Genomic DNA, 17,610 nt, shown 5'->3' on the forward strand with positions numbered 1-17,610 from the left:
GTTGCCTCCCCCCTCAGGCCCAACCCAAGGAGTGCCCGTGTCTGACAACCTCTATGCCCCGCCCCAGGCGGATCTGGTCGCCCCCTCGCCCGAAGCGGCGCAACAGCCGTTCTATGTGGTGTCCAAGGCCAAGTTCCTGACCCTGTACATCCTCACCTTCGGTATCTACCAGGTGTACTGGGCCTACAAGAACTGGCATCAGTTCAGGCACGCCAGCGGCCAGGAGCTGTGGCCGGTGGCCCGGGCCTTCTTCGCGATCTTCTTCACCCATGCGCTGTACCGCGAAGCCGATGCACAGCTCAAGCGCGACGGCCGCAGCCATGACTGGCGGCCCGGTGAACTGGCAACCCTGTTTGTGGTGGGGGTGATCATCAACAACGTGGTGGACGCGCTGTCGCGCAAGAACATCGGCTACCCGGTGACCGACATTGCCAGCCTGGCGCTGCTGCCGGTACTGGCGTGGATCACCTGGCTCGGCCAGCGCGGCCTGAATGCCGCCGCGAAAGATCCCGAAGGCCGCAGCAACGCCCGTTTCACGCCGCTGAACTATGTGTTCATCGTGCTCGGGGCGGTGCTGCTGGCCCTGGCGTGCATCGGTGTGATGCTGCCGCCGGAGTGAGCCGAAGACTCAGGCGCTGACGTAGACCCAGGCCTGGATGCCCGAGGCCAGGGTCACGCTGACCCGCTTGTAGTCCGAGACTTCATAGCTGTCGGCCGCTGCCAGCTCCTCGGGGGTGATGCAGAACACGGTGCCGGGAATCGGCGCGCTGTCCGCCGCCCCCGGGCGCAGGATCGGGTGGTGGGTCTTGCCGCTGGCCGCCAGCACCTCGGGGTCGGTGATTTCCACCCAGCTCTGTTCGTAGCCAAGCATGGCATCCGCGCTGCCACTCAACTCACGGCCAAAGTTGGCGATCTGCACCGCCTTGTCTTGCAGGGTGCCGTAGGAAAAAAGATAAACCGATGCATCTGTTGCCGAACTCATTCGTCACGTCCTTAACCACGATGATCCGCTTCAGCGGTTGATTTTCAGCCCTTGCCGTTCAGCGTGACGCTCCAGCGCCAGCTCGATCAGGCGGCTCACCAGCTCGCTGTAGCTCATGCCGGTGGCCTGCCAAAGTTTGGGGTACATGCTGATCCGGGTGAAGCCCGGCAGCGAGTTGATTTCATTGATCAGCACTTCCCCCTCATCGGTGAGAAACACATCGACCCGAGCCAGCCCGGAGCAGCCCAGCACCTGGAATGCCTCGACGGCCAGGGCCCGAATGCGCTCGCTGTGCTCGATGCTGATGTCCGCCGGCACCAGCACCTGGGCCGCCTCCCCGTCGATGTACTTGCTGTCGTAGGAATAGAAACCGTTGCTGACCACGATCTCGCCGCAGCCACTGGCAATGGGCTGGTCGTTGCCCAGCACCGCGCATTCGATTTCCCGCCCACGCACGGCCGACTCCACCAGCACCTTGTGATCGAAGCCCAGGGCCAGTTCCACCGCAGCCTCGTATTCGGCCTCATTGTCGACCTTGCTCACCCCCACCGATGAACCCTGGTTGGCCGGCTTGACGAACAGCGGCAGGCCGAGTGTTTCCCGGGCCCGGGCAAAACCGTAGCGAGCACGGGTGGCCCGGGTCAGGGTGATGAACGGGGTCACCGCCAGCCCGGCGTCGCGCAGCAGGCGCTTGCTGATGTCCTTGTCCATGCACACCGCCGAACCCAGCACGTCGGAGCCGACAAAGGGCAGGTCGGCCATGCGCAGCAGGCCCTGCAGGCAACCGTCTTCGCCCAGGGTGCCGTGGACGATGGGGAAGATCACATCGACATGCCCCAGCAGTTCCTGGCTGGAGGTTTCCACCAGTTGCTGGCTGGCCTTGCCCGGCACCACCGCCAGTTCGCGATTGGACTGGTTGAGGGCGATCAGCGCCGGGTTTTCCTGGTTGATCAGGAAGTTCGAGGTGTCGTTGAGGTGCCAGTGCCCCTGTTTGTCGATGCCGATCAGCACCGGCTCGAAACGCGTGCGATCCAGGGCATCGACGATATTGCGCGCCGACTGCAGCGACACTTCGTGTTCGGCCGAACGGCCACCAAAAATAATCCCGACCCGCAACTTGCTCATGACTGCTTCCCGTTGAAAAAATGATTGCTGACGGTTCTTCAATTCAGCTGGGGCTGTAACGCAAATGGATCAGCGCCACTCGCTCCTGTTCCTTGTTCTTGCGCTCTTCGATGGCGAACGGCACAAAGCCCAGCTTCGGATAGAGCAGCAACCCCGCCACGTTGCTGTTGAAGCACGACAGCGTCACCTCGCTGGCCTGGTGCTTGCTGTGGGCGATGTGGATCATCTGCCCGATCAATTGCGCCGCCAGGCCCGCGCCGCGCACCTCTGGGTCGACGATGACATTGCCGATGGTACAGGTGCCGCCGCGAGCCCAGCGGTAGAAGTTGGCAAAGCCCACTACCTGCCCGTCACGCTCGATCACCGTCGAGTCGCTGCGCTGGGCGATGGAGTCGCGCAACTGCTCGTGGGTCAGCGGCCAGGTGGCGGCGGGAAAGAAGAAATACAGCTCCTGGGGATTGCCCACGAAACTGCAGATCCGCGGAATGTCCGCCTCTGCCACCGGGCGAAAAACAACAGCCATGTTCGGTCTCCTGATACGGGGACGGGTCGTCCTTGTTGGGGGCGGATACTGGCCGGCGCAAGGCACCGGCCGTTCAGCGATTGGCCAGCAGATGCCCGCCGAACAGCACATAGCAACCACCGGCCAGGCGGTCCAGCCAGCGCCGGGCCCGGGCATAGAACCCGGCCACCCGGCTGCTGGCGAAAAACAGCGCCACGCAGCAGTACCAGGACAACGACAGGCCAGCCATGGTCAGCACCGCCAGCCCCAGTAGCAGAGGTGGCGGGGAGGCCGGCATCGAAGTGGCAAAAATGGTGGCCACGAACAGCGCCGACTTGGGGTTGGTCATGTTGCCGAGAAAACCCAGCCGGTAGGCCGAGAACAGGCTGCGCGCAGCATGGCTCGCGCCATCGGTGGTCGGGGTCTCCAGGGCCGGCTTGCGCTTGAACTGCTTGAGCCCCAGGTAGATCAGGTAACAGCCACCGGCAACCTTGAACAACACGAACAGCGCCGGCGCCGCGCTGAACAGCGATTTGATGCCCAAGCCTCCCGCCAGCCCCCAGAGCACGGTGCCGCTGGCCACCCCCAGGGCGGCGAACAGGCCATGGCGCCGCGAACAGCCCGCCGCCAGTTGTGCAGTGGTGAAAAAGTTCGGCCCGGGGGTGATCACCGCCACGCTCCAGAGCAGGGCCAGCGACAACAACGGGGCGAGGTAAACCAGGTGCGAGGTGTACATGGGAACAGATGGCCATGAAGAGGGTCCGGGGGAACGACGCTACTCCACTCGCGCCTGCCCAGGCAACCGCCGATTGGCCTCGAAACCCGGCTCAGGCAACAAGCCATCGTGCAGCGCCGGAACCCTCCTGCAAGCCGCCCGTCTTCGGGCAGAACCGCTACGGCGTAGAACCGAGGGGCAAGACAGCCAGCGCGCCCCTGAGTTAACGTACGGCCCTTGGTTTCATCCATCAGGACCGTTCCATGGCCAAACCCGCAGCTGTCACCGACTGGGTTCACCGCGCGCCGCCCGCCCGGGGCCTGGAGCGCATCGAGGCGTATTTCGCCGGCCATGGCTATGACATGCACCGCCATGACACCTACGCCATCGGCCGCACCCTGCACGGGGTGCAGAGCTTCCAGTACCGCGGCGGCTGGCGCCACAGCCTGCCCGGCGCCACCATGGTCCTGCACCCCGACGAAGCCCACGACGGCGAGGCCGGCACCCACGACGGCTTTCACTACCGCATGCTGTATGTCGAGCCGGCGCTGATCCAGCAGATCCTCGGCGGCCAGCCGCTGCCCTTCATTACTGGCGGCCTGTCCAACGACCCGCGGCTGTTTGCCGCCACCGAGGCCCTGCTGCGTGGGGTCGACAGCCCCCTGGACCCGCTGGAACAGGAAGACGCCCTGTTCGACCTGGCCCATGCCCTGAACAGCGTCTCCGGGGTCGCCCAATCACGGCAACGTTTCGACTATGTGGCGGCCGAGCGGGCCCGGGAATACATCCACAGTGCCCTGGACCGCACCCTGACCCTGGAGGAACTGGCGGCCCACAGCGGGCGCGACCGCTGGAGCCTGTCCCGGGATTTTCGTTTGCTGTTCGGCACCAGCCCCTACCGCTACCTGAGCATGCGCCGCCTGGACCTGGTCCGCGCGCTGCTGGTGCAGGGCCAGAGCCTGGCCAACGCCGCACTGATCGCCGGCTTCACCGACCAGAGCCACATGAGCCGGCAGTTTCGCCAGACCTACGGCCTGCCACCGGCGCGCTGGCTGAAGATGCTCGGCCGCTGAGGCCACACACGATCGTTCAAGAAGCCCTAGCCCCTGGCTGTTTACCCTCAGCGCTCATTCATCACTGAGGTGGACCACACCATGCAAAACCCTGCCCCGCAAGACGCCTACCAGAGCATCAACTTCGCCAGCAAACTCGGCCTGTTCAGCGAACACTGGACCCCCAAGGTGATTGCCGAGATGAACGACTACCAGTTCAAGATCTCCAAGTTGCAGGGCGAATTCGTCTGGCACTCCCACGCCGACACCGATGAAACCTTCATCGTGCTCGACGGCCAGTTGTACATCGACTTCCGTGACGGCCGGGTGGCCATCGGCAGTGGCGAGATGTTCGTGGTGCCCAAGGGCGTCGAGCACAAACCCTGGGCCGAGCAGGAGGTCAAACTGCTGCTGATCGAACCCAAGGGCGTGCTCAACACCGGCGATCAAGGTGGCGAACGCACCGCCCAGAACGACGTCTGGATCTGATCCTCACCGCTGAACCTGCGAGACGGAAAAAGGAATTTCTGCCTCTTGAACACAGTCAGACACAGCAACACGTCATCGATCGACTACCCTTGGCCGACCAATGGTGCGTCAAAAACTGTACGTCAGTGCAAAAAGCACAGGTAGAGTGACGCTCTTATTTTTCTGTGCGATGGCTCTAGTGCAGGGACTACAGCCTGGTCCCAGCTTTCGATGACGCCCATGGCGCGTCCATTACCTGTTGCGACCCCTGATCCCTGAATGCCCAAACCGCACCAAGACACCACCGCCCCCACCCTGCTTCAAGACCTGCGCGCCGGCACCGCGACCTTGCACGTGGCCCTGGAAAAGCGCCTGCCGTTCTTCTCCGAGCATCTCGATGCGGCCTGGTACCGGCGCCTGATCCAGGCCTATTTCGGCTTCTATCAGCCCCTGGAGGCGGCCCTGCATGACAGCGGCCTGATCCCTGCCGGCTACGACCCGGAGCAGCGCCGCAAGACCCCGGCCCTGGCCGGCGACCTGCAGGCCCTGGGCCTGGCCCCGGAGCGCATCGACGCCCTGCCCCGCTGCGACCATCTGCCCGCACTGGCCAGCCCCGGCGCGTGCCTGGGCGCCCTCTATGTACTGGAGGGCGCGACCCTGGGCGGGCAGATCCTGCGCCGGGAAATGGCCCAGCGCCTGGACCTGCACGGGGATAACGGCGGGGCTTTCCTCGACGTGTATGGCGCCGCCACCGGGCGGCGCTGGAAAGACTTTCTCGACTACCTGGGGCGCATGCCCGAGGACGCGAGCGCACGACAACAAGTGGTCAGCGCCGCGCAATCCACATTTGCCTGTTTCGAGCAATGGCTCGACAGCCGCGAGGTGCTGCTATGACCCCACAAGACGCCCAAGCCTTCGAACAACTGCTGGCCAACTGCGCCGATGAGCCAATCCGCTCCCCCGGGGCGATCCAGCCCCATGGCGTGCTGCTGACGCTGTCGGAGCCGGAGCTGCGCATCCAGCAGATCAGCGCCAACGTCGAGGCCCTGCTGGGCCAGCCTGCCGCGCAGGTCCTCGGCCAGCCCCTGGAGCAACTGCTGGGAGACACCGACGGCCAGCGCATCCGCGAGGTGCTGCAACTGCCGCGCTTGTCCGATGCGCCGCCGCTGCACCTGGCCGTCAATGGCGCGCGCTTCGAAGGCTTGCTGCATCGCCACCAGGGAGTGCTGATGCTGGAGCTGGAAATCCAGCTCGAACACCTGCAGCCCCAGCACCTGAAAGAGCAGACCGAGAACCTGGGGCGCCTGCTGCGGCGCTTGCAGACGGCCAAGACCCTGAATGAGCTGTACACCATCAGCGTCAGCGAAATCCAGGCGATGACCGGCTACGACCGGGTGCTGATCTACCGCTTCGAAGAGGAAGGCCACGGCCAGGTGATCGCCGAAGCCACCCGCCCCACCATGGAAGTGTTCAATGGCTTGTTCTTCCCGGCCTCGGACATTCCCCAGCAAGCCCGCGAGCTGTACCGCAGCAACTGGCTGCGGATCATCCCCAACGCCGACTACCAGCCGGTGCCCCTGCTGCCGGCGCTGCGCCCGGACACTCAGCAGGCCCTGGACCTGAGCTTCGCCACCCTGCGCAGCGTGTCGCCGATCCACTGCCAGTACATGAAGAACATGGGCGTGCTGTCCTCCATGAGCATTTCCCTGCTCAAGGGCGACCAGCTCTGGGGCCTGATCAGTTGCGGCAACCGCCAGCCGCTGCTGGTGCCCCACGAGCTGCGCATTGCCTGCCAGACCATCGGCCAGGTGCTGTCGTTGCAGATCAGCGCCATGGAAGCCCTGGATATCAGCCGCCAGCGGGAAGAGAAAGTCGCCGCCCTGGCCAGCCTCGACCAGGCCATGCGCGACACCCCCGACAGCGTCTTCGACGGCCTGACCCAGGTGCCGCAACTACTGCTGGAGCTGACCCAGGCCGGTGGCGTGGCAATCATCGAAGACAAGCAACTGCACTGCTTCGGCAACTGCCCGCCCCAGGACGAAATCCGCGCCCTGCACCGCTGGCTGCAAGGCACCGGGCAGGCGGTGTTCGCCAGCCATCACCTGGCCAGCGTCTACCCGCCGGCGGCGAGTTATCAACAGGTGGCCAGCGGGGTCCTGGCCATGACCCTGCCCAAGCCTGTGGATAACGGCGTGCTGTGGTTCCGCCCGGAAGTGAAGGAAAACATCAACTGGAGCGGCAACCCGCAAAAGCCCCTGGACCTGGAAAACTCCGACGCCGGCCTGCGCCTGCGGCCGCGTACCTCGTTCGAGATCTGGAAAGTGGAGATGGCCGGGATCGCCACCAAGTGGAGCCACGGCGACCGCTTCGCCGCCAATGACCTGCGCCGCTCGGCCCTGGAGCACGACCTGGCGCGCCAGGTGCTGCGCGAGCAACAGGCCGTGCGCGCCCGGGACGAACTGGTGGCGGTGGTGTCCCACGACCTGCGCAACCCGATGACCGTGATCTCCATGCTCTGCGGCATGATGCAGAAGGCCTTCAGTTCCGATGGCCCGCATACCTCACGGCGCATTTCATCGGCCATCGACACCATGCAGCAGGCCGCCAGCCGCATGAACAATCTCCTGGAAGACCTGCTGGACACCTCCAAGATCGAGGCCGGGCGCTACAGCATCGCCCCGCAGCCGCTGGACGTCAGCCAGATGTTCGAAGAGGCCTATTCATTGCTGGCGCCACTGGCCCTGGACAAGGCCATCGACATCAGCTTCCACGCCGAACCGGACCTCAGGATCAACGCCGACCCCGAGCGCCTGTTCCAGGTGCTGTCGAACCTGGTGGGCAACGCCATCAAGTTCACCCCCAAACAGGGCAAGGTCGGGGTGGTGGCGATGTCCGACGGCGAGCAGATCGTGTTCAGCGTGCGCGACTCCGGGGAGGGCATTCCCACCGACCAGTTGCCATTCATTTTCGACCGCTACTGGACCCTGAAGGAAGGCAACCCCAACGGCACCGGCCTGGGGCTGTACATCACCCAGGGCATCATCCACGCCCACGGCGGCAAGATCGAAGCCCACAGCGAAGTGGGCAAGGGCAGCGAGTTCCGCTTCAGCGTGCCGCGCGCCAGCCTCTGACCCATAGCCCGGGGCTGGCCATTGGGCCCCGGGCGCTCATTCAGCCGCCTGGGCCACCAGCCAGTCGCGAAACAACTGGCCGCTGGCGGACAGGCGCTTGTGCCGCGGATGCACCAGAAAATCCGCCTGCCCGGTGCGGAACGCCCACTCGCCAACCCGCAGCAACTCGCCCTGGGCCACCAACTGGCTGGCCATGAAATCCCAGCCCAGCCCCACGCCCATGCCCTGCTGCACCGCGCTGAACATCAGGGTCAGCTGGTTGAACCCCAGGGCCCCCGGTGGCGCGCTGTAGTCCAGCCCGAAATGATGGAACCAGTCCCGCCAGTCGATGCAGTTCCACTCCGAGGCGTCCAGCTGGATCAACGGCAGTTCGGCCAGTTGCGCCAGCTCCTTGACCACAGGCAGCTCCAGGCGCCGGCTGACGATGGGGTAGACCATCTCGGCGAACAGCGATACCGCCGCCAGGGACGACCAGTGCCCCGCACCATAGAGAATGCCGAAGTCATGCTCGGCCACGCTGGACTCGTCCATGTCGTTGTTGGCATGGATGCTCACGGTGATGTCCGGGTGCTGCTTGTTGAATGCCAGCAGGCGCGGGAACAGCCAGAACTGCGCCACCGCGTGGGTGCATTGCACGGTGATGGTATTGGCGTCGCGCCCGGCCCGCAGGCGGCTGACGCTGCGCAGCAGGGCTTCGAGCTGGGTGCTGACCTCGACGAACAGCGAGGCGCCGCTGGCGGTGAGCTTCACCCCCCGGGCCTGGCGCTCGAACAGTTCGGTCTTGAGCGACAGCTCCAGGGCACGGATCTGCTTGCTCACCGCGCTCTGGGTCAGGCACAGCTCGGTGGCCGCACGGGTGAAGCTGGCGTTGCGGCCCACCGCCTCGAAAGTGACCAGGGTTTCCAGCGGCGGCAGATGACGGGCGAAGCGGCTCACAAGGCATTCCCCAGGAGAATAGGTAGGTGCCTATATATCCTTTGTCCATCCGGTCAGCAATGACTAGCCTGCGCAGCTTGATGACTAGGTACGAGTGTTTGCATGAAACGTGGAGTTGCTTATGCCGCCCTGGCCGGTGCGGTCTGGGGCCTGGCGATTGTGGTGCCCAGCCTGCTGCCTGAGTTCAGCCCGTTGCTGCTCAGTTGCGCGCGCTTCAGCCTCTACGGTGCATTCTCCCTGCTCCTGGCTGCGCCTCAGGCCCGGGAGCTGCTGCAACGCCTGACCTGGGGCGATGCCGTACTGTTGGTGAAGCTGGCGCTGACCGGCAACCTGATCTATTTCATGCTCCTGGCCAGCGCCATCCAGTGGGCCGGCGTAGCCAGCACCGCACTGATCGTCGGCTTGCTGCCGCTGACCATCACCCTGGCCGGCCGCGGCGATGCCGATGCCGTGCCCCTGCGCCGGCTGCGCTGGCCGTTGTTGCTGGTGTTCGCCGGCATCTGCTGCATCAACCTCGACACCCTGCTCACCGCCCACAGCGATTCGGTGGAACTGGGCCAGCGCGCCCTGGGCCTGCTCTGCGCCTTCGGCGCCTTGCTGTGCTGGACCTGGTTTGCCACCGACAACGCCCGCTACCTCAAAGGCAGCCGTTTCAACAGCAGCCAGTGGTCGACCCTGTGGGGCATTACCACTGGGCTGATGAGCGCCCTGGTCTGGCTGCTGGCGGACGGGTTCTCATTGCCCGGCACCCGGGCCGAGGCCAGCGAGCAGCGCTGGATGCTGTTCTGGGGCCTGAGCCTGTCCAGCGCGGTGCTCGGCTCCTGGTTCGGCAATCGCATGTGGAATGCCTCGACCCGGCGCCTGCCGCTGACCCTGAGCGGCCAGTTGATCGTGTTCGAGACCCTGTTCGCCCTGCTCTATGGCTTCATCTGCCTGCAGCACCTGCCCAGCCTGCTGCAAAGCAGCGCCGCCCTGTTGCTCCTGGCCGGGGTGCTGTGGGCGGTGCGCCGCCACCTGCCACAGGCCCATGGCTGACGCCCTCAGCCCTGGGCCACGGAACAGGCCGGCAAGGCCACTCCAGCCCGGGGCAGGCGCAGCGCCAGCAAGGCCCCGAACAGCGCCAGCAGGGCACTGGCGGCGGTAGCCATCTCGATGCCATAGGCCTGATTGCCGCCGGCGCTCAAGGTGTTGGCCAGGGACACCAGCAGCGCCAGCCCCAGGGCGCCGCCGATCTGCTGGCTGGTGGAGGCCACGCCCGCAGCCACCCCTTGCTCGGACGCCGCGATACCCTGCCCGGCCGAGACCCACATCGAGGTCCAGGTCATGCCCTGGCCGATGCTCATGATCACGATCCCCGGCAGCAGGCCGACAAAGCCGCTACTGCCCGGCAGGGCCAGGTACATCAGGCCGATGCCCAGCGCCCCGAGCAGCAAGCCGCTGACCAGGGTCGCCCGCAAGCCTACGCGCAGCAGGGCCCGCTCCGCGACCCAGATCCCGGCCGTGCACAGCAGGGTCGAGGGCAGGAACGCCAGTCCGCTCTGCAACACACTGAACTGATAGACCTGCTGGAAATACAGGCTGAGGAAGTAGTACTGCACGCCGAAGCTGCTCATGAACAGCGCGGTAATCACCATGGCCATGCGCAGTTGTGGATAACCCAGCAGGCGCAGGGGCATCAGCGGGTCGGCGCTACGCTGTTCAAGGCGCACGAACAGCCCGAGCAGGGCCAGGGACAACGCCAGGCAGCCCAGGGTCGCCGGGGCACTCCAGCCCCACTCCGGGCCCTGGACGATGGAGAACACCAGCAGGGTGCCACCCAGGGTCACGGTCAGCGCGCCGCGCAAGTCGAACTGACGGCCGCGCTGGCGCGCAGGGTCGGCGGGTATCCAGTGCCGGGCCAGCAACGCACAGGCCCCAGCCAGGGGCACGTTGACCAGGAACACCGCCTCCCAGCCCCAGTACTGGGTCAGCACCCCGCCCAGCAGCGCCCCCAGGGCCAGCCCCGCCGCCGAGGCTGCGCTCCACACCGCAAAGGCCCGGTTGCGCGCCGGCCCCTCGGCGTACCAGGTGTTGATCAGGGCCAGGGTCGCGGGGAACAGCATTGCCCCGCCCACGCCCTGCACCGCCCGGGCCAGCACCAGCAGCAGCGCGCTGCCGCCCAGGCCGCCGGCCAGCGAGGCCAGGGCGTACAAGGACTGGCCGACGATGTAGAAACGCCGCTTGCCCAGGAGGTCCGCCGCCCGTCCGCCCAGCAGCAGGAAACCACCGAAAGCCACGCTGTAGGCGCTAACCACCCATTGCAACTGCTGGGCGGAGAAGCCCAGGTGGCTGCCGATTTCCGGCAGGGCGACAAACACGATGGTGGCGTCCAGGGCGATGATCAATTGCGCGGTGGCCAGCAGTAACAGCATCCAGCCCGACGGCTTGGCTAACGGGGTCGCGGACATCGCGAAGATCCTTGTGTGGAAATAACCGGCGGCCAGTGTCATCGATGCCGTTTAAATGATAAACAAGCCATTCTCTCTTTCAGTAATGACTTTAATCATGGATCTGAACGCCCTTCGCCTGCTGGTCCGGGTTGCCGAAACCCGCAGTTTCACCCGTGCCGCCGGTGACCTGGGGCTGACCCAGTCCGGCCTGTCCCGAGCCATTTCCCGCCTGGAACAGCAGCTCGGTGTACGCCTGCTGCAACGCAACACCCGCAGTGTCAGCCTGACCCCGGACGGCCAAGTGCTGGTCGAGCGCGCCGCGCCCCTGCTGGCGGAACTGGCCCATGCCGAACACCTGCTGCTGGACCGGCGCGAATCCCCCAGTGGAATGTTGAAGATCAGTACCCCGTCACTGTTCGGGCGCAAGGTGGTGATGCCGGTGATCGGCGAGCTGACGGCCCAGCACCCGGGGCTGAGCATCGAAGCGGTGATGACCGACCGGGTGGTGGACATCATCGATGAAGGTTTCGACGCGGTGGTGCGCACCGGGGTGATCCAGGACCAGCGCCTCATTGCCCGGCCCCTGGCGCCCCTGCGCTGGGTCACGGTGGCGGCGCCAGGCTACCTGGAGCGCCATGGCACGCCCCGGCACCTGGCCGACCTGCAGCAGCACAACTGCCTGGCCGTGCGTAACCTGCGCAGCGGCCGGCTGGTGGACTGGCAGTTCATGGACCAGGGCAAGCCCCTGGACCTGGCCGTCCAGGGCCGGCTGATCTTCGATATCGGCGATGCCCTGGTGGACGCGGTGCTCGGCGGCTTCGGCATTGCCCAACTGATGGAGTTCGCGGTACGCGAAGCCCTGGACACCGGCCGGCTGGTGCCGGTGCTGCAGGAGCATGCCGGGCGCAGCCGCGAGCTGTCGCTGGTGTATCCGCCCTCGCGCCAGTGCTCGCCGAAGCTCACCGCCTTTGCCGAGGCCCTGGTTCGGTTGAGCTGGTAGCCGCCTTCAACCGGGCTGGGCGCTGTCGCTCTCCAGGTCCCGGGTCACGCTCAGCAGCAGCGGCTGGGCGACCCTCAGGTAGTCCTGGGTATCGAGCACCATGGAGGCATCCAGGCGCCCGGCGTTGAAGGCGATCTCGCTGTAGCGGGAGGTCAGTTGCGGGTCGACGATCAGCCGGATGCGCGGATCGAAACTCAGCGGAGCTATGGCGCCGATCACGCAACCAGTCAGCTCCCTGGCCAGCTCCGGCGATACCAGTTGCGCCTTCTTGCCCCCCAGGGCCGCGCCGACCTTTTTCATGTCCAGCTTCTGGTCGCCGCTGAGAATCACCAGCCCATACACCTCGTCTGTGCCCTTGAGGCTGCAGAGCATGGCCTTGGCCCCCTGCCCAGGTTCGGTGCCGCGGATCTCGGCAACCCGCGCCGACTGCCCTTCGGCCGGGTGAAAAATCACCCGATAGCGCGCCTGGTGGCTGTCCAGCAGGCTCACCAGTCGTTGGAAAACTGCATGCATGTTCTGTCCTTGGAAAAGTCGCCAGGGGGTTGATTCAAGCATCCGTCGCCACGCCTGACCAGTGGCGGCTACAAGCGCACCCGCTGCGCCAGGAAGTCGATGAACACCCGCACCCGCGACGGCACGTGGCCGCCCTGGCCGACATACAGCGCATAAAAACTTTCCAGCGGCGCCTGGTTGAAGGCTTCCAGTACCGGTACCAGCCTGCCGCTGTCCAGGTCATCGGCGATGGTGAAAGCCGCCAGTTGCGCCAGCCCGGCACCGTGTAGCGCCAGATGGCGCAAGGCTTCGCCGTCGCTGGCCTGCACCCGGCCATTGGGCTGCAGCAGTTGGCTCTCGCCCGCCGCGCCCAGGCGCCAGCCCGGCACGGCCCGCGCGTAGTCGAAACCGAGCAGGTGGTGCGCGGCCAGATCCTCCGGGGTCTGCGGTACGCCACAGCGAGCCAGGTAGGCCGGGGAGCCAACGACAACGCCACGGGTTTCCCCGAGCTTGCGGGCAATCAACTGCGAATCCGCCAGCGGCCCGGTGCGGATCGCCACATCGGTCTGTTCCCCCAAGAGGTCTACCAGGGCATCGCTGTGCACCAGGTCCAGGGACACCTGCGGGTACAGCTGGAGAAACTCCGCCACCAGGGGCGCCAGTACATGCAGGCCAAAGGAGGCGCTGGTGTTGACCCGCACCCGGCCCACCGGAGCCCGGGCGCTGCTGGCCTCACCCTCCACTTCTCGCAGGTCTGCCAGCAGGCGCACGCTGTTTTCATAGAAGCCGCGGCCTTCCGCGGTCAGTTGCAACTGGCGAGTGGAGCGGTTGAGCAAGCGTACGCCCAGGCGTGCTTCAAGCCGCGCCAGCAGCTTGCTCACCGAGGAAGGCGTCACCTGCCTCAACCGCGCAGCGGCCGACAAGCCGCCACACTCCACCACCGCGACAAAGGTTTCCATCTCGGCAAACCGGTTGATCTCGCTGCCCGCCATATGAATTCAACTCACAGCTGCTGTTCCGGCCGGCAGTCTATTTCACTCAAAGACCCGAATCTATGCTGGCGATCCCTTTATTCGAGGTATCCCAGATGAGCGTTTCAACTTCCCCGGACCGTCACTTGCTGGTGATCGGCGGCTATGGCGTGGTGGGCACCGCAGTGGTCGAGCTGATGCACCGTACCCCGGGCTGGCAACTGACCGCCGCCGCCCGTCGCCGCCCACCGACCAGCCTGCTGGACGGCAGCCCGGCACCGGCGCACATCAGCGCCGACCTGCTGGACGCCGCCGGCACCGCTCGCGCCTTTTCCGGACTGGGCAGCGTCACCGACCTGGTGTTCTGCGCCTACAGCGAGCGGGAAAGCATGGCCGCCACGGTGGCGCCGAACCTGGCGATGCTGGAGCACAGCCTCAAGGCCCTGCGCCAGGCCGGAGCCAGGTTGCGCCAGGTGGTGCTGATCGGTGGCGGCAAATCCTACGGTGAACACCTGGGGCCCTATAAGACGCCAGCCAAGGAAAACGACCCGCGCTTCATGGGGCCGATCTTCTACAACGATCAGGAAGACCTGTTGTGGCATGAAGCCGAACGCGAGGGTTTTGCCTGGACGGTATTGCGCCCGGACGGGGTCATGGGCCCCAGCCTCAACTCACCGATGAACATCCTCACCGGCATCGCCAGCTTCGCCGCCATCAGCCAGGCACTGAACCTGCCACTGCGTTTTCCCGGCAGCCTGCAGGCCTGGTCGGCGCTGCACCAGGCCACCGATTCCCGGGTGCTGGCCCAGGCCGTGCTCTGGGCCCTGACTTCACCGAATGCACAGCAGCAGGTCTTCAACGTGACCAATGGCGATCACTTTCGCTGGCAGCACCTGTGGCCACAGATCGCCGGGTTCTTCGGCCTTGCCAGCGCCGCGCCGCAACCGATGAACCTGGGGGTGCAGATGGCCGACAAGGCGCCGCTGTGGGCGCGCATTGTCCAGGAACAGCAACTGCGCCCCACGCCCTGGGAGCAGATCGCCGCCTGGCCCTTCGTCGATGGCTGGCTCAATACCGGCTACGACATGGTGCAAAGCACCATCAAGATCCGCCAGGCCGGCTTTACCGGTTGCATCGACAGCCACCAGAGCGTGCTCGAACAGTTGCAGCGGCTGCGTGATTACCGGCTGATTCCCTGACTCAGGGCTCGCCGACCAGGGGCAGTTGCCGACCGTCAACGGCGTCACCGATGGTCAGGAAATGCCCGCCCGCAACATGGTGCAGGGTACGCAGCCGGTCGTGCCCGTCGAAGTGCCAGCGCCCTTCGCTGAACACCCGGGCATCGGCCTGGGCGGCAATCACTTCGCCAAGGAACAGGTCGTACTGCTGGTGGTTGTGGGGCTCGGGCAGCAGCCGGCATTCCAGCCAGGCCACGCAACCTTCCAGCAGCGGCGCCGCCAGTTGCTCGCCGGCAAAGGCCTGCAGACCGTAGGCGGCGAACTTGTCGCTACCGCCCTGGCTCAGCTCAAGCCCGGAGCTGTTGCCCAGGCTCTGCACGATATCCACCTGGGCCACGCAAGGCACATTGAGCACGAAGGTGCCCGAGGCCTCCAGCAGTTGTCGGGTCCAGGTGGACTTGTCGAGCACCACGGCGACTTTCGGCGGCTCGAAATCCAGGGGCATGGCCCAGGCCGCGGCCATGATGTTGCGCTGCCCGCCATGGGCTGCGCTGACCAGCACCGTTGGGCCGTGGTTGAGCAAGCGGTACGCCTTATCCAGCGGTACCGGGCGACGAAGATCGGACATGACTGGCTCCTGAAAAAAAACTGCGATTGTAGCCCCATCGCGGCCGTCGGCAGGCAAGGTCATTGGCCGGATTTTCTGGATAATCCGTCCCGCCGCCGACGGCTTATCAACAGCGGTGCAGACACTAGACTCAGCCTTCACCCCAATTGTTGAAGGACCCGCGCCATGACCGATCACTCCCTGAACAACAAAGTCGTGCTGATCGCCGGTGGCGTGAAGAACCTCGGCGGCCTGATTGCCCGCGACCTGGCCAGCCACGGTGCCCGGGCGGTGGCCGTGCACTACAACAGCAACGCCAGCCGGGCCGACGCCGAGGCCACGGTGGCGGCACTCAAGGCCCTGGGTGTGGAGGCCCAGGCGTGGCAGGCCGACCTCACCCGCGCCAGTGCCGTAGAGCAGCTGTTCAACGAGGCCAAGGCGCGCTTCGGCAAGATCGACATCGCCATCAACACCGTGGGCAAGGTGCTGAAGAAACCCATCATTGAAATCAGCGAGGACGAGTACGACCAGATGTTCGCGGTCAATGCCAAGAGCGCCTTCTTCTTTATCAAGGAAGCCGGCAAGCACCTGGAGGACAACGGCAAGCTGGTGACCCTGGTGACTTCGCTACTGGGGGCCTTCACTCCGTTCTATGCCGCCTATGGCGGCTCCAAGGCGCCGGTGGAACACTTCACCCGGGCCGCGGCCAAGGAGTTCGGTGCCCGCGGCATTTCAGTGACTGCCGTCGGCCCCGGGCCCATGGATACCCCATTCTTCTACCCGGCCGAAGGCGCCGACGCCGTGGCGTACCACAAGAGCGCCGCAGCCCTGTCGCCTTCGAGCAAGACCGGGCTCACCGATATCGAGGACGTGGTGCCCTTCATTCGCCACCTGGTCACCGAAGGCTGGTGGATCACTGGCCAGACCTTACTGATCAACGGCGGCTACACCACCAAGTAATCCTGGCGCCCAAGGGGTAAATTGGCCTGCCGAGCCGCAGCATCGATCGCCTCGGCCGATGCTGCGATCCACTGCCGTCAGGCGCCCCCGAACCAGGATCGTTCAAACGATGGATAAGCTTGAGCAATACCGCGTGTTCATCCAGGTGGCCGACATGGGTAGCTTCATCAAGGCTGCCCATGCCCTGGAACTGCCACGGGCCACCGTCTCTTCCGCCGTGCAGCAACTGGAAACCGGCCTCGGCACCCGACTGCTGCACCGCACCACCCGCCACGTGCAGTTGACCGCCGACGGCGCCATTCTGCTGGAACGGGCGCGGCGCCTGCTGGCAGACGCCGCCGAACTCAACCAGTTGTTCCACCACCGCCAGATAGACGTCAGCGGGCGCTTGAACATCGATGTGCCCAGCCGCATCGCCCGGCGCCTGATCGTCCCCGCCCTGCCCCGATGGCTGGCGCAATACCCCGGCCTGCAACTGGCCCTGGGCGCCAGCGATCGCAGCATCGACCTGGTCCAGGAAGGCATCGATTGCGCGATCCGCGTCGGCAGCCTGGCCGACAGCAGCCTGGTCGCCCGCCCCCTGGGGCAACTGGCGCTGATCAACTGCGCCAGCCCCGTCTACCTGGCCGAACAGGGCGAGCCCCACACCCCCCAGGACCTGCAGAACGGCCAGTGGATGGTCGGTTATGCCTCCCCGGACACTGGCCGCGAGCAGCCCTGGGAATACCTGCTGGAAGGTCGCGAGCACCTGCTGGGGCTGCCCAGCCGGGTGATCGTCAACAACGTCGAGAACTACATCGCCTGCTGCCGTCAGGGGCTGGGGCTGATCCAGGTGCCACGCTTCGACGTGCAGCACCTGCTGGACCGTGGCGAGCTGGTGCAGGTGCTCCGTGAACTGCCGGTGGCGCCCATGGATATCTGCGCGCTATACCCCGACCGGCGCCATCGCTCGCGCCGCCTCAACGTGTTCATCGAATGGTTCGCCGAACTGATCAAACCGCACCTGGAGGCTTGCTGAACACCCGCGGATCGTGAGAAGAAAGCGCCTTCACGGATTGAGGC

General features: G+C 65.6%; 19 protein-coding genes. 10 read left to right on the forward strand and 9 right to left on the reverse strand.

The window, feature by feature from the left end; translation table 11 throughout:
- Positions 1–37: 37 nt before the first annotated feature.
- On the forward strand, positions 38–619 hold the full coding sequence (locus PFLCHA0_RS25745) for a membrane protein (RefSeq protein WP_011063434.1): 582 nt from the start codon (positions 38–40) through the stop codon (positions 617–619).
- 9 nt (positions 620–628) lie between these two features.
- Here the strand turns inward: PFLCHA0_RS25745 and PFLCHA0_RS25750 are convergent, their stop codons facing one another.
- From PFLCHA0_RS25750 to PFLCHA0_RS25765, 4 genes are all read right to left on the reverse strand, one after another.
- Positions 629–982: a gamma-glutamylcyclotransferase family protein gene (locus PFLCHA0_RS25750; RefSeq protein WP_011063435.1), complete on the reverse strand. Its 354-nt coding sequence runs from the start codon at positions 980–982 to the stop codon at positions 629–631.
- A gap of 30 nt (positions 983–1,012) precedes the next feature.
- Positions 1,013–2,107: a D-alanine--D-alanine ligase gene (gene ddlA / locus PFLCHA0_RS25755; protein WP_011063436.1), complete on the reverse strand. Its 1,095-nt coding sequence runs from the start codon at positions 2,105–2,107 to the stop codon at positions 1,013–1,015.
- Between the two features lie 43 nt (positions 2,108–2,150).
- Positions 2,151–2,630 carry a GNAT family N-acetyltransferase gene (locus PFLCHA0_RS25760; protein ID WP_015637011.1) on the reverse strand — a complete coding sequence of 160 codons (480 nt, stop codon included), beginning with the start codon at positions 2,628–2,630 and terminating at the stop codon, positions 2,151–2,153.
- A 73-nt stretch (positions 2,631–2,703) separates the two neighbouring features.
- Positions 2,704–3,345: a LysE family translocator gene (locus PFLCHA0_RS25765; RefSeq protein ID WP_011063438.1), complete on the reverse strand. Its 642-nt coding sequence runs from the start codon at positions 3,343–3,345 to the stop codon at positions 2,704–2,706.
- A 242-nt stretch (positions 3,346–3,587) separates the two neighbouring features.
- Here PFLCHA0_RS25765 and PFLCHA0_RS25770 point away from each other — a divergent pair, with 242 nt between their 5' ends.
- The 4 genes from PFLCHA0_RS25770 (at position 3,588) to PFLCHA0_RS25785 (ending at position 7,975) form a co-directional block, all read left to right on the forward strand.
- On the forward strand, positions 3,588–4,397 hold the full coding sequence (locus PFLCHA0_RS25770) for an AraC family transcriptional regulator (protein ID WP_015637012.1): 810 nt from the start codon (positions 3,588–3,590) through the stop codon (positions 4,395–4,397).
- A gap of 81 nt (positions 4,398–4,478) precedes the next feature.
- Entirely contained in the window at positions 4,479–4,865 is a 387-nt protein-coding gene (locus tag PFLCHA0_RS25775; protein ID WP_011063440.1) for a cupin domain-containing protein, read from the forward strand.
- A 258-nt stretch (positions 4,866–5,123) separates the two neighbouring features.
- Positions 5,124–5,738: a biliverdin-producing heme oxygenase gene (locus PFLCHA0_RS25780; RefSeq protein ID WP_015637013.1), complete on the forward strand. Its 615-nt coding sequence runs from the start codon at positions 5,124–5,126 to the stop codon at positions 5,736–5,738.
- Positions 5,735–7,975, forward strand: a complete 2,241-nt coding sequence (locus tag PFLCHA0_RS25785) for an ATP-binding protein (RefSeq protein WP_015637014.1) — start codon at positions 5,735–5,737, stop codon at positions 7,973–7,975. Before PFLCHA0_RS25780 ends, PFLCHA0_RS25785 begins: the two co-directional genes overlap by 4 nt.
- 36 nt (positions 7,976–8,011) lie before the next feature.
- Here the strand turns inward: PFLCHA0_RS25785 and PFLCHA0_RS25790 are convergent, their stop codons facing one another.
- Complete coding sequence (locus PFLCHA0_RS25790) at positions 8,012–8,911, reverse strand: LysR substrate-binding domain-containing protein (RefSeq protein ID WP_011063443.1); 900 nt, start codon at positions 8,909–8,911, stop codon at positions 8,012–8,014.
- Between the two features lie 102 nt (positions 8,912–9,013).
- On the opposite strand from PFLCHA0_RS25790, the gene PFLCHA0_RS25795 reads away from it, so the two are divergent.
- Positions 9,014–9,946, forward strand: a complete 933-nt coding sequence (locus PFLCHA0_RS25795) for a DMT family transporter (protein WP_011063444.1) — start codon at positions 9,014–9,016, stop codon at positions 9,944–9,946.
- Between the two features lie 5 nt (positions 9,947–9,951).
- Here the strand turns inward: PFLCHA0_RS25795 and PFLCHA0_RS25800 are convergent, their stop codons facing one another.
- Positions 9,952–11,358: an MFS transporter gene (locus tag PFLCHA0_RS25800; RefSeq protein WP_015637015.1), complete on the reverse strand. Its 1,407-nt coding sequence runs from the start codon at positions 11,356–11,358 to the stop codon at positions 9,952–9,954.
- 97 nt (positions 11,359–11,455) lie between these two features.
- Between PFLCHA0_RS25800 and PFLCHA0_RS25805 the strand changes: the two genes are divergently transcribed.
- Entirely contained in the window at positions 11,456–12,340 is an 885-nt protein-coding gene (locus PFLCHA0_RS25805) for a LysR family transcriptional regulator (protein WP_019093555.1), read from the forward strand.
- 6 nt (positions 12,341–12,346) lie between these two features.
- Here PFLCHA0_RS25805 and PFLCHA0_RS25810 read toward each other — a convergent pair whose 3' ends face one another.
- Positions 12,347–12,853 carry a YbaK/prolyl-tRNA synthetase associated domain-containing protein gene (locus PFLCHA0_RS25810; RefSeq protein ID WP_011063447.1) on the reverse strand — a complete coding sequence of 169 codons (507 nt, stop codon included), beginning with the start codon at positions 12,851–12,853 and terminating at the stop codon, positions 12,347–12,349.
- A 68-nt stretch (positions 12,854–12,921) separates the two neighbouring features.
- A complete protein-coding gene (locus PFLCHA0_RS25815) occupies positions 12,922–13,824 on the reverse strand; it encodes a LysR family transcriptional regulator (protein ID WP_015637017.1) in 903 nt (300 codons plus the stop codon).
- Positions 13,825–13,919: 95 nt separating this feature from the next.
- Between PFLCHA0_RS25815 and PFLCHA0_RS25820 the strand changes: the two genes are divergently transcribed.
- The gene (locus PFLCHA0_RS25820) at positions 13,920–15,002 is read left to right on the forward strand and encodes an SDR family oxidoreductase (protein ID WP_015637018.1); all 1,083 of its coding nucleotides are present in this window, start codon (positions 13,920–13,922) and stop codon (positions 15,000–15,002) included.
- 1 nt (position 15,003) lies between these two features.
- Here PFLCHA0_RS25820 and PFLCHA0_RS25825 read toward each other — a convergent pair whose 3' ends face one another.
- Complete coding sequence (locus PFLCHA0_RS25825) at positions 15,004–15,609, reverse strand: flavin reductase family protein (protein ID WP_011063450.1); 606 nt, start codon at positions 15,607–15,609, stop codon at positions 15,004–15,006.
- A 165-nt stretch (positions 15,610–15,774) separates the two neighbouring features.
- Here PFLCHA0_RS25825 and PFLCHA0_RS25830 point away from each other — a divergent pair, with 165 nt between their 5' ends.
- Positions 15,775–16,548, forward strand: coding sequence for an SDR family oxidoreductase (locus tag PFLCHA0_RS25830; protein ID WP_015637019.1), 774 nt, complete (start codon positions 15,775–15,777; stop codon positions 16,546–16,548).
- Positions 16,549–16,657: 109 nt separating this feature from the next.
- Positions 16,658–17,566: a LysR family transcriptional regulator gene (locus tag PFLCHA0_RS25835; RefSeq protein WP_015637020.1), complete on the forward strand. Its 909-nt coding sequence runs from the start codon at positions 16,658–16,660 to the stop codon at positions 17,564–17,566.
- Positions 17,567–17,610 lie beyond the last annotated feature (44 nt).

Source organism: Pseudomonas protegens CHA0, assembly GCF_000397205.1.
In the GTDB taxonomy this organism is placed as follows: domain Bacteria; phylum Pseudomonadota; class Gammaproteobacteria; order Pseudomonadales; family Pseudomonadaceae; genus Aquipseudomonas; species Aquipseudomonas protegens.

Bases quoted from the DNA above. Each gene is read 5' to 3' on its own strand.
- PFLCHA0_RS25810 (WP_011063447.1), bottom strand. From the start codon at position 12,853: ATGCATGCAGTTTTCCAACGACTGGTGAGCCTGCTGGACAGCCACCAG.
- PFLCHA0_RS25835 (WP_015637020.1), top strand. From the start codon at position 16,658: ATGGATAAGCTTGAGCAATACCGCGTGTTCATCCAGGTGGCCGACATG.
- PFLCHA0_RS25770 (WP_015637012.1), top strand. From the start codon at position 3,588: ATGGCCAAACCCGCAGCTGTCACCGACTGGGTTCACCGCGCGCCGCCC.
- PFLCHA0_RS25775 (WP_011063440.1), top strand. From the start codon at position 4,479: ATGCAAAACCCTGCCCCGCAAGACGCCTACCAGAGCATCAACTTCGCC.
- PFLCHA0_RS25785 (WP_015637014.1), top strand. From the start codon at position 5,735: ATGACCCCACAAGACGCCCAAGCCTTCGAACAACTGCTGGCCAACTGC.
- PFLCHA0_RS25765 (WP_011063438.1), bottom strand. From the start codon at position 3,345: ATGTACACCTCGCACCTGGTTTACCTCGCCCCGTTGTTGTCGCTGGCC.
- PFLCHA0_RS25805 (WP_019093555.1), top strand. From the start codon at position 11,456: ATGGATCTGAACGCCCTTCGCCTGCTGGTCCGGGTTGCCGAAACCCGC.
- PFLCHA0_RS25825 (WP_011063450.1), bottom strand. From the start codon at position 15,609: ATGTCCGATCTTCGTCGCCCGGTACCGCTGGATAAGGCGTACCGCTTG.
- ddlA (WP_011063436.1), bottom strand. From the start codon at position 2,107: ATGAGCAAGTTGCGGGTCGGGATTATTTTTGGTGGCCGTTCGGCCGAA.
- PFLCHA0_RS25830 (WP_015637019.1), top strand. From the start codon at position 15,775: ATGACCGATCACTCCCTGAACAACAAAGTCGTGCTGATCGCCGGTGGC.
- PFLCHA0_RS25780 (WP_015637013.1), top strand. From the start codon at position 5,124: ATGCCCAAACCGCACCAAGACACCACCGCCCCCACCCTGCTTCAAGAC.
- PFLCHA0_RS25820 (WP_015637018.1), top strand. From the start codon at position 13,920: ATGAGCGTTTCAACTTCCCCGGACCGTCACTTGCTGGTGATCGGCGGC.
- PFLCHA0_RS25815 (WP_015637017.1), bottom strand. From the start codon at position 13,824: ATGGCGGGCAGCGAGATCAACCGGTTTGCCGAGATGGAAACCTTTGTC.
- PFLCHA0_RS25750 (WP_011063435.1), bottom strand. From the start codon at position 982: ATGAGTTCGGCAACAGATGCATCGGTTTATCTTTTTTCCTACGGCACC.
- PFLCHA0_RS25795 (WP_011063444.1), top strand. From the start codon at position 9,014: ATGAAACGTGGAGTTGCTTATGCCGCCCTGGCCGGTGCGGTCTGGGGC.
- PFLCHA0_RS25760 (WP_015637011.1), bottom strand. From the start codon at position 2,630: ATGGCTGTTGTTTTTCGCCCGGTGGCAGAGGCGGACATTCCGCGGATC.
- PFLCHA0_RS25800 (WP_015637015.1), bottom strand. From the start codon at position 11,358: ATGTCCGCGACCCCGTTAGCCAAGCCGTCGGGCTGGATGCTGTTACTG.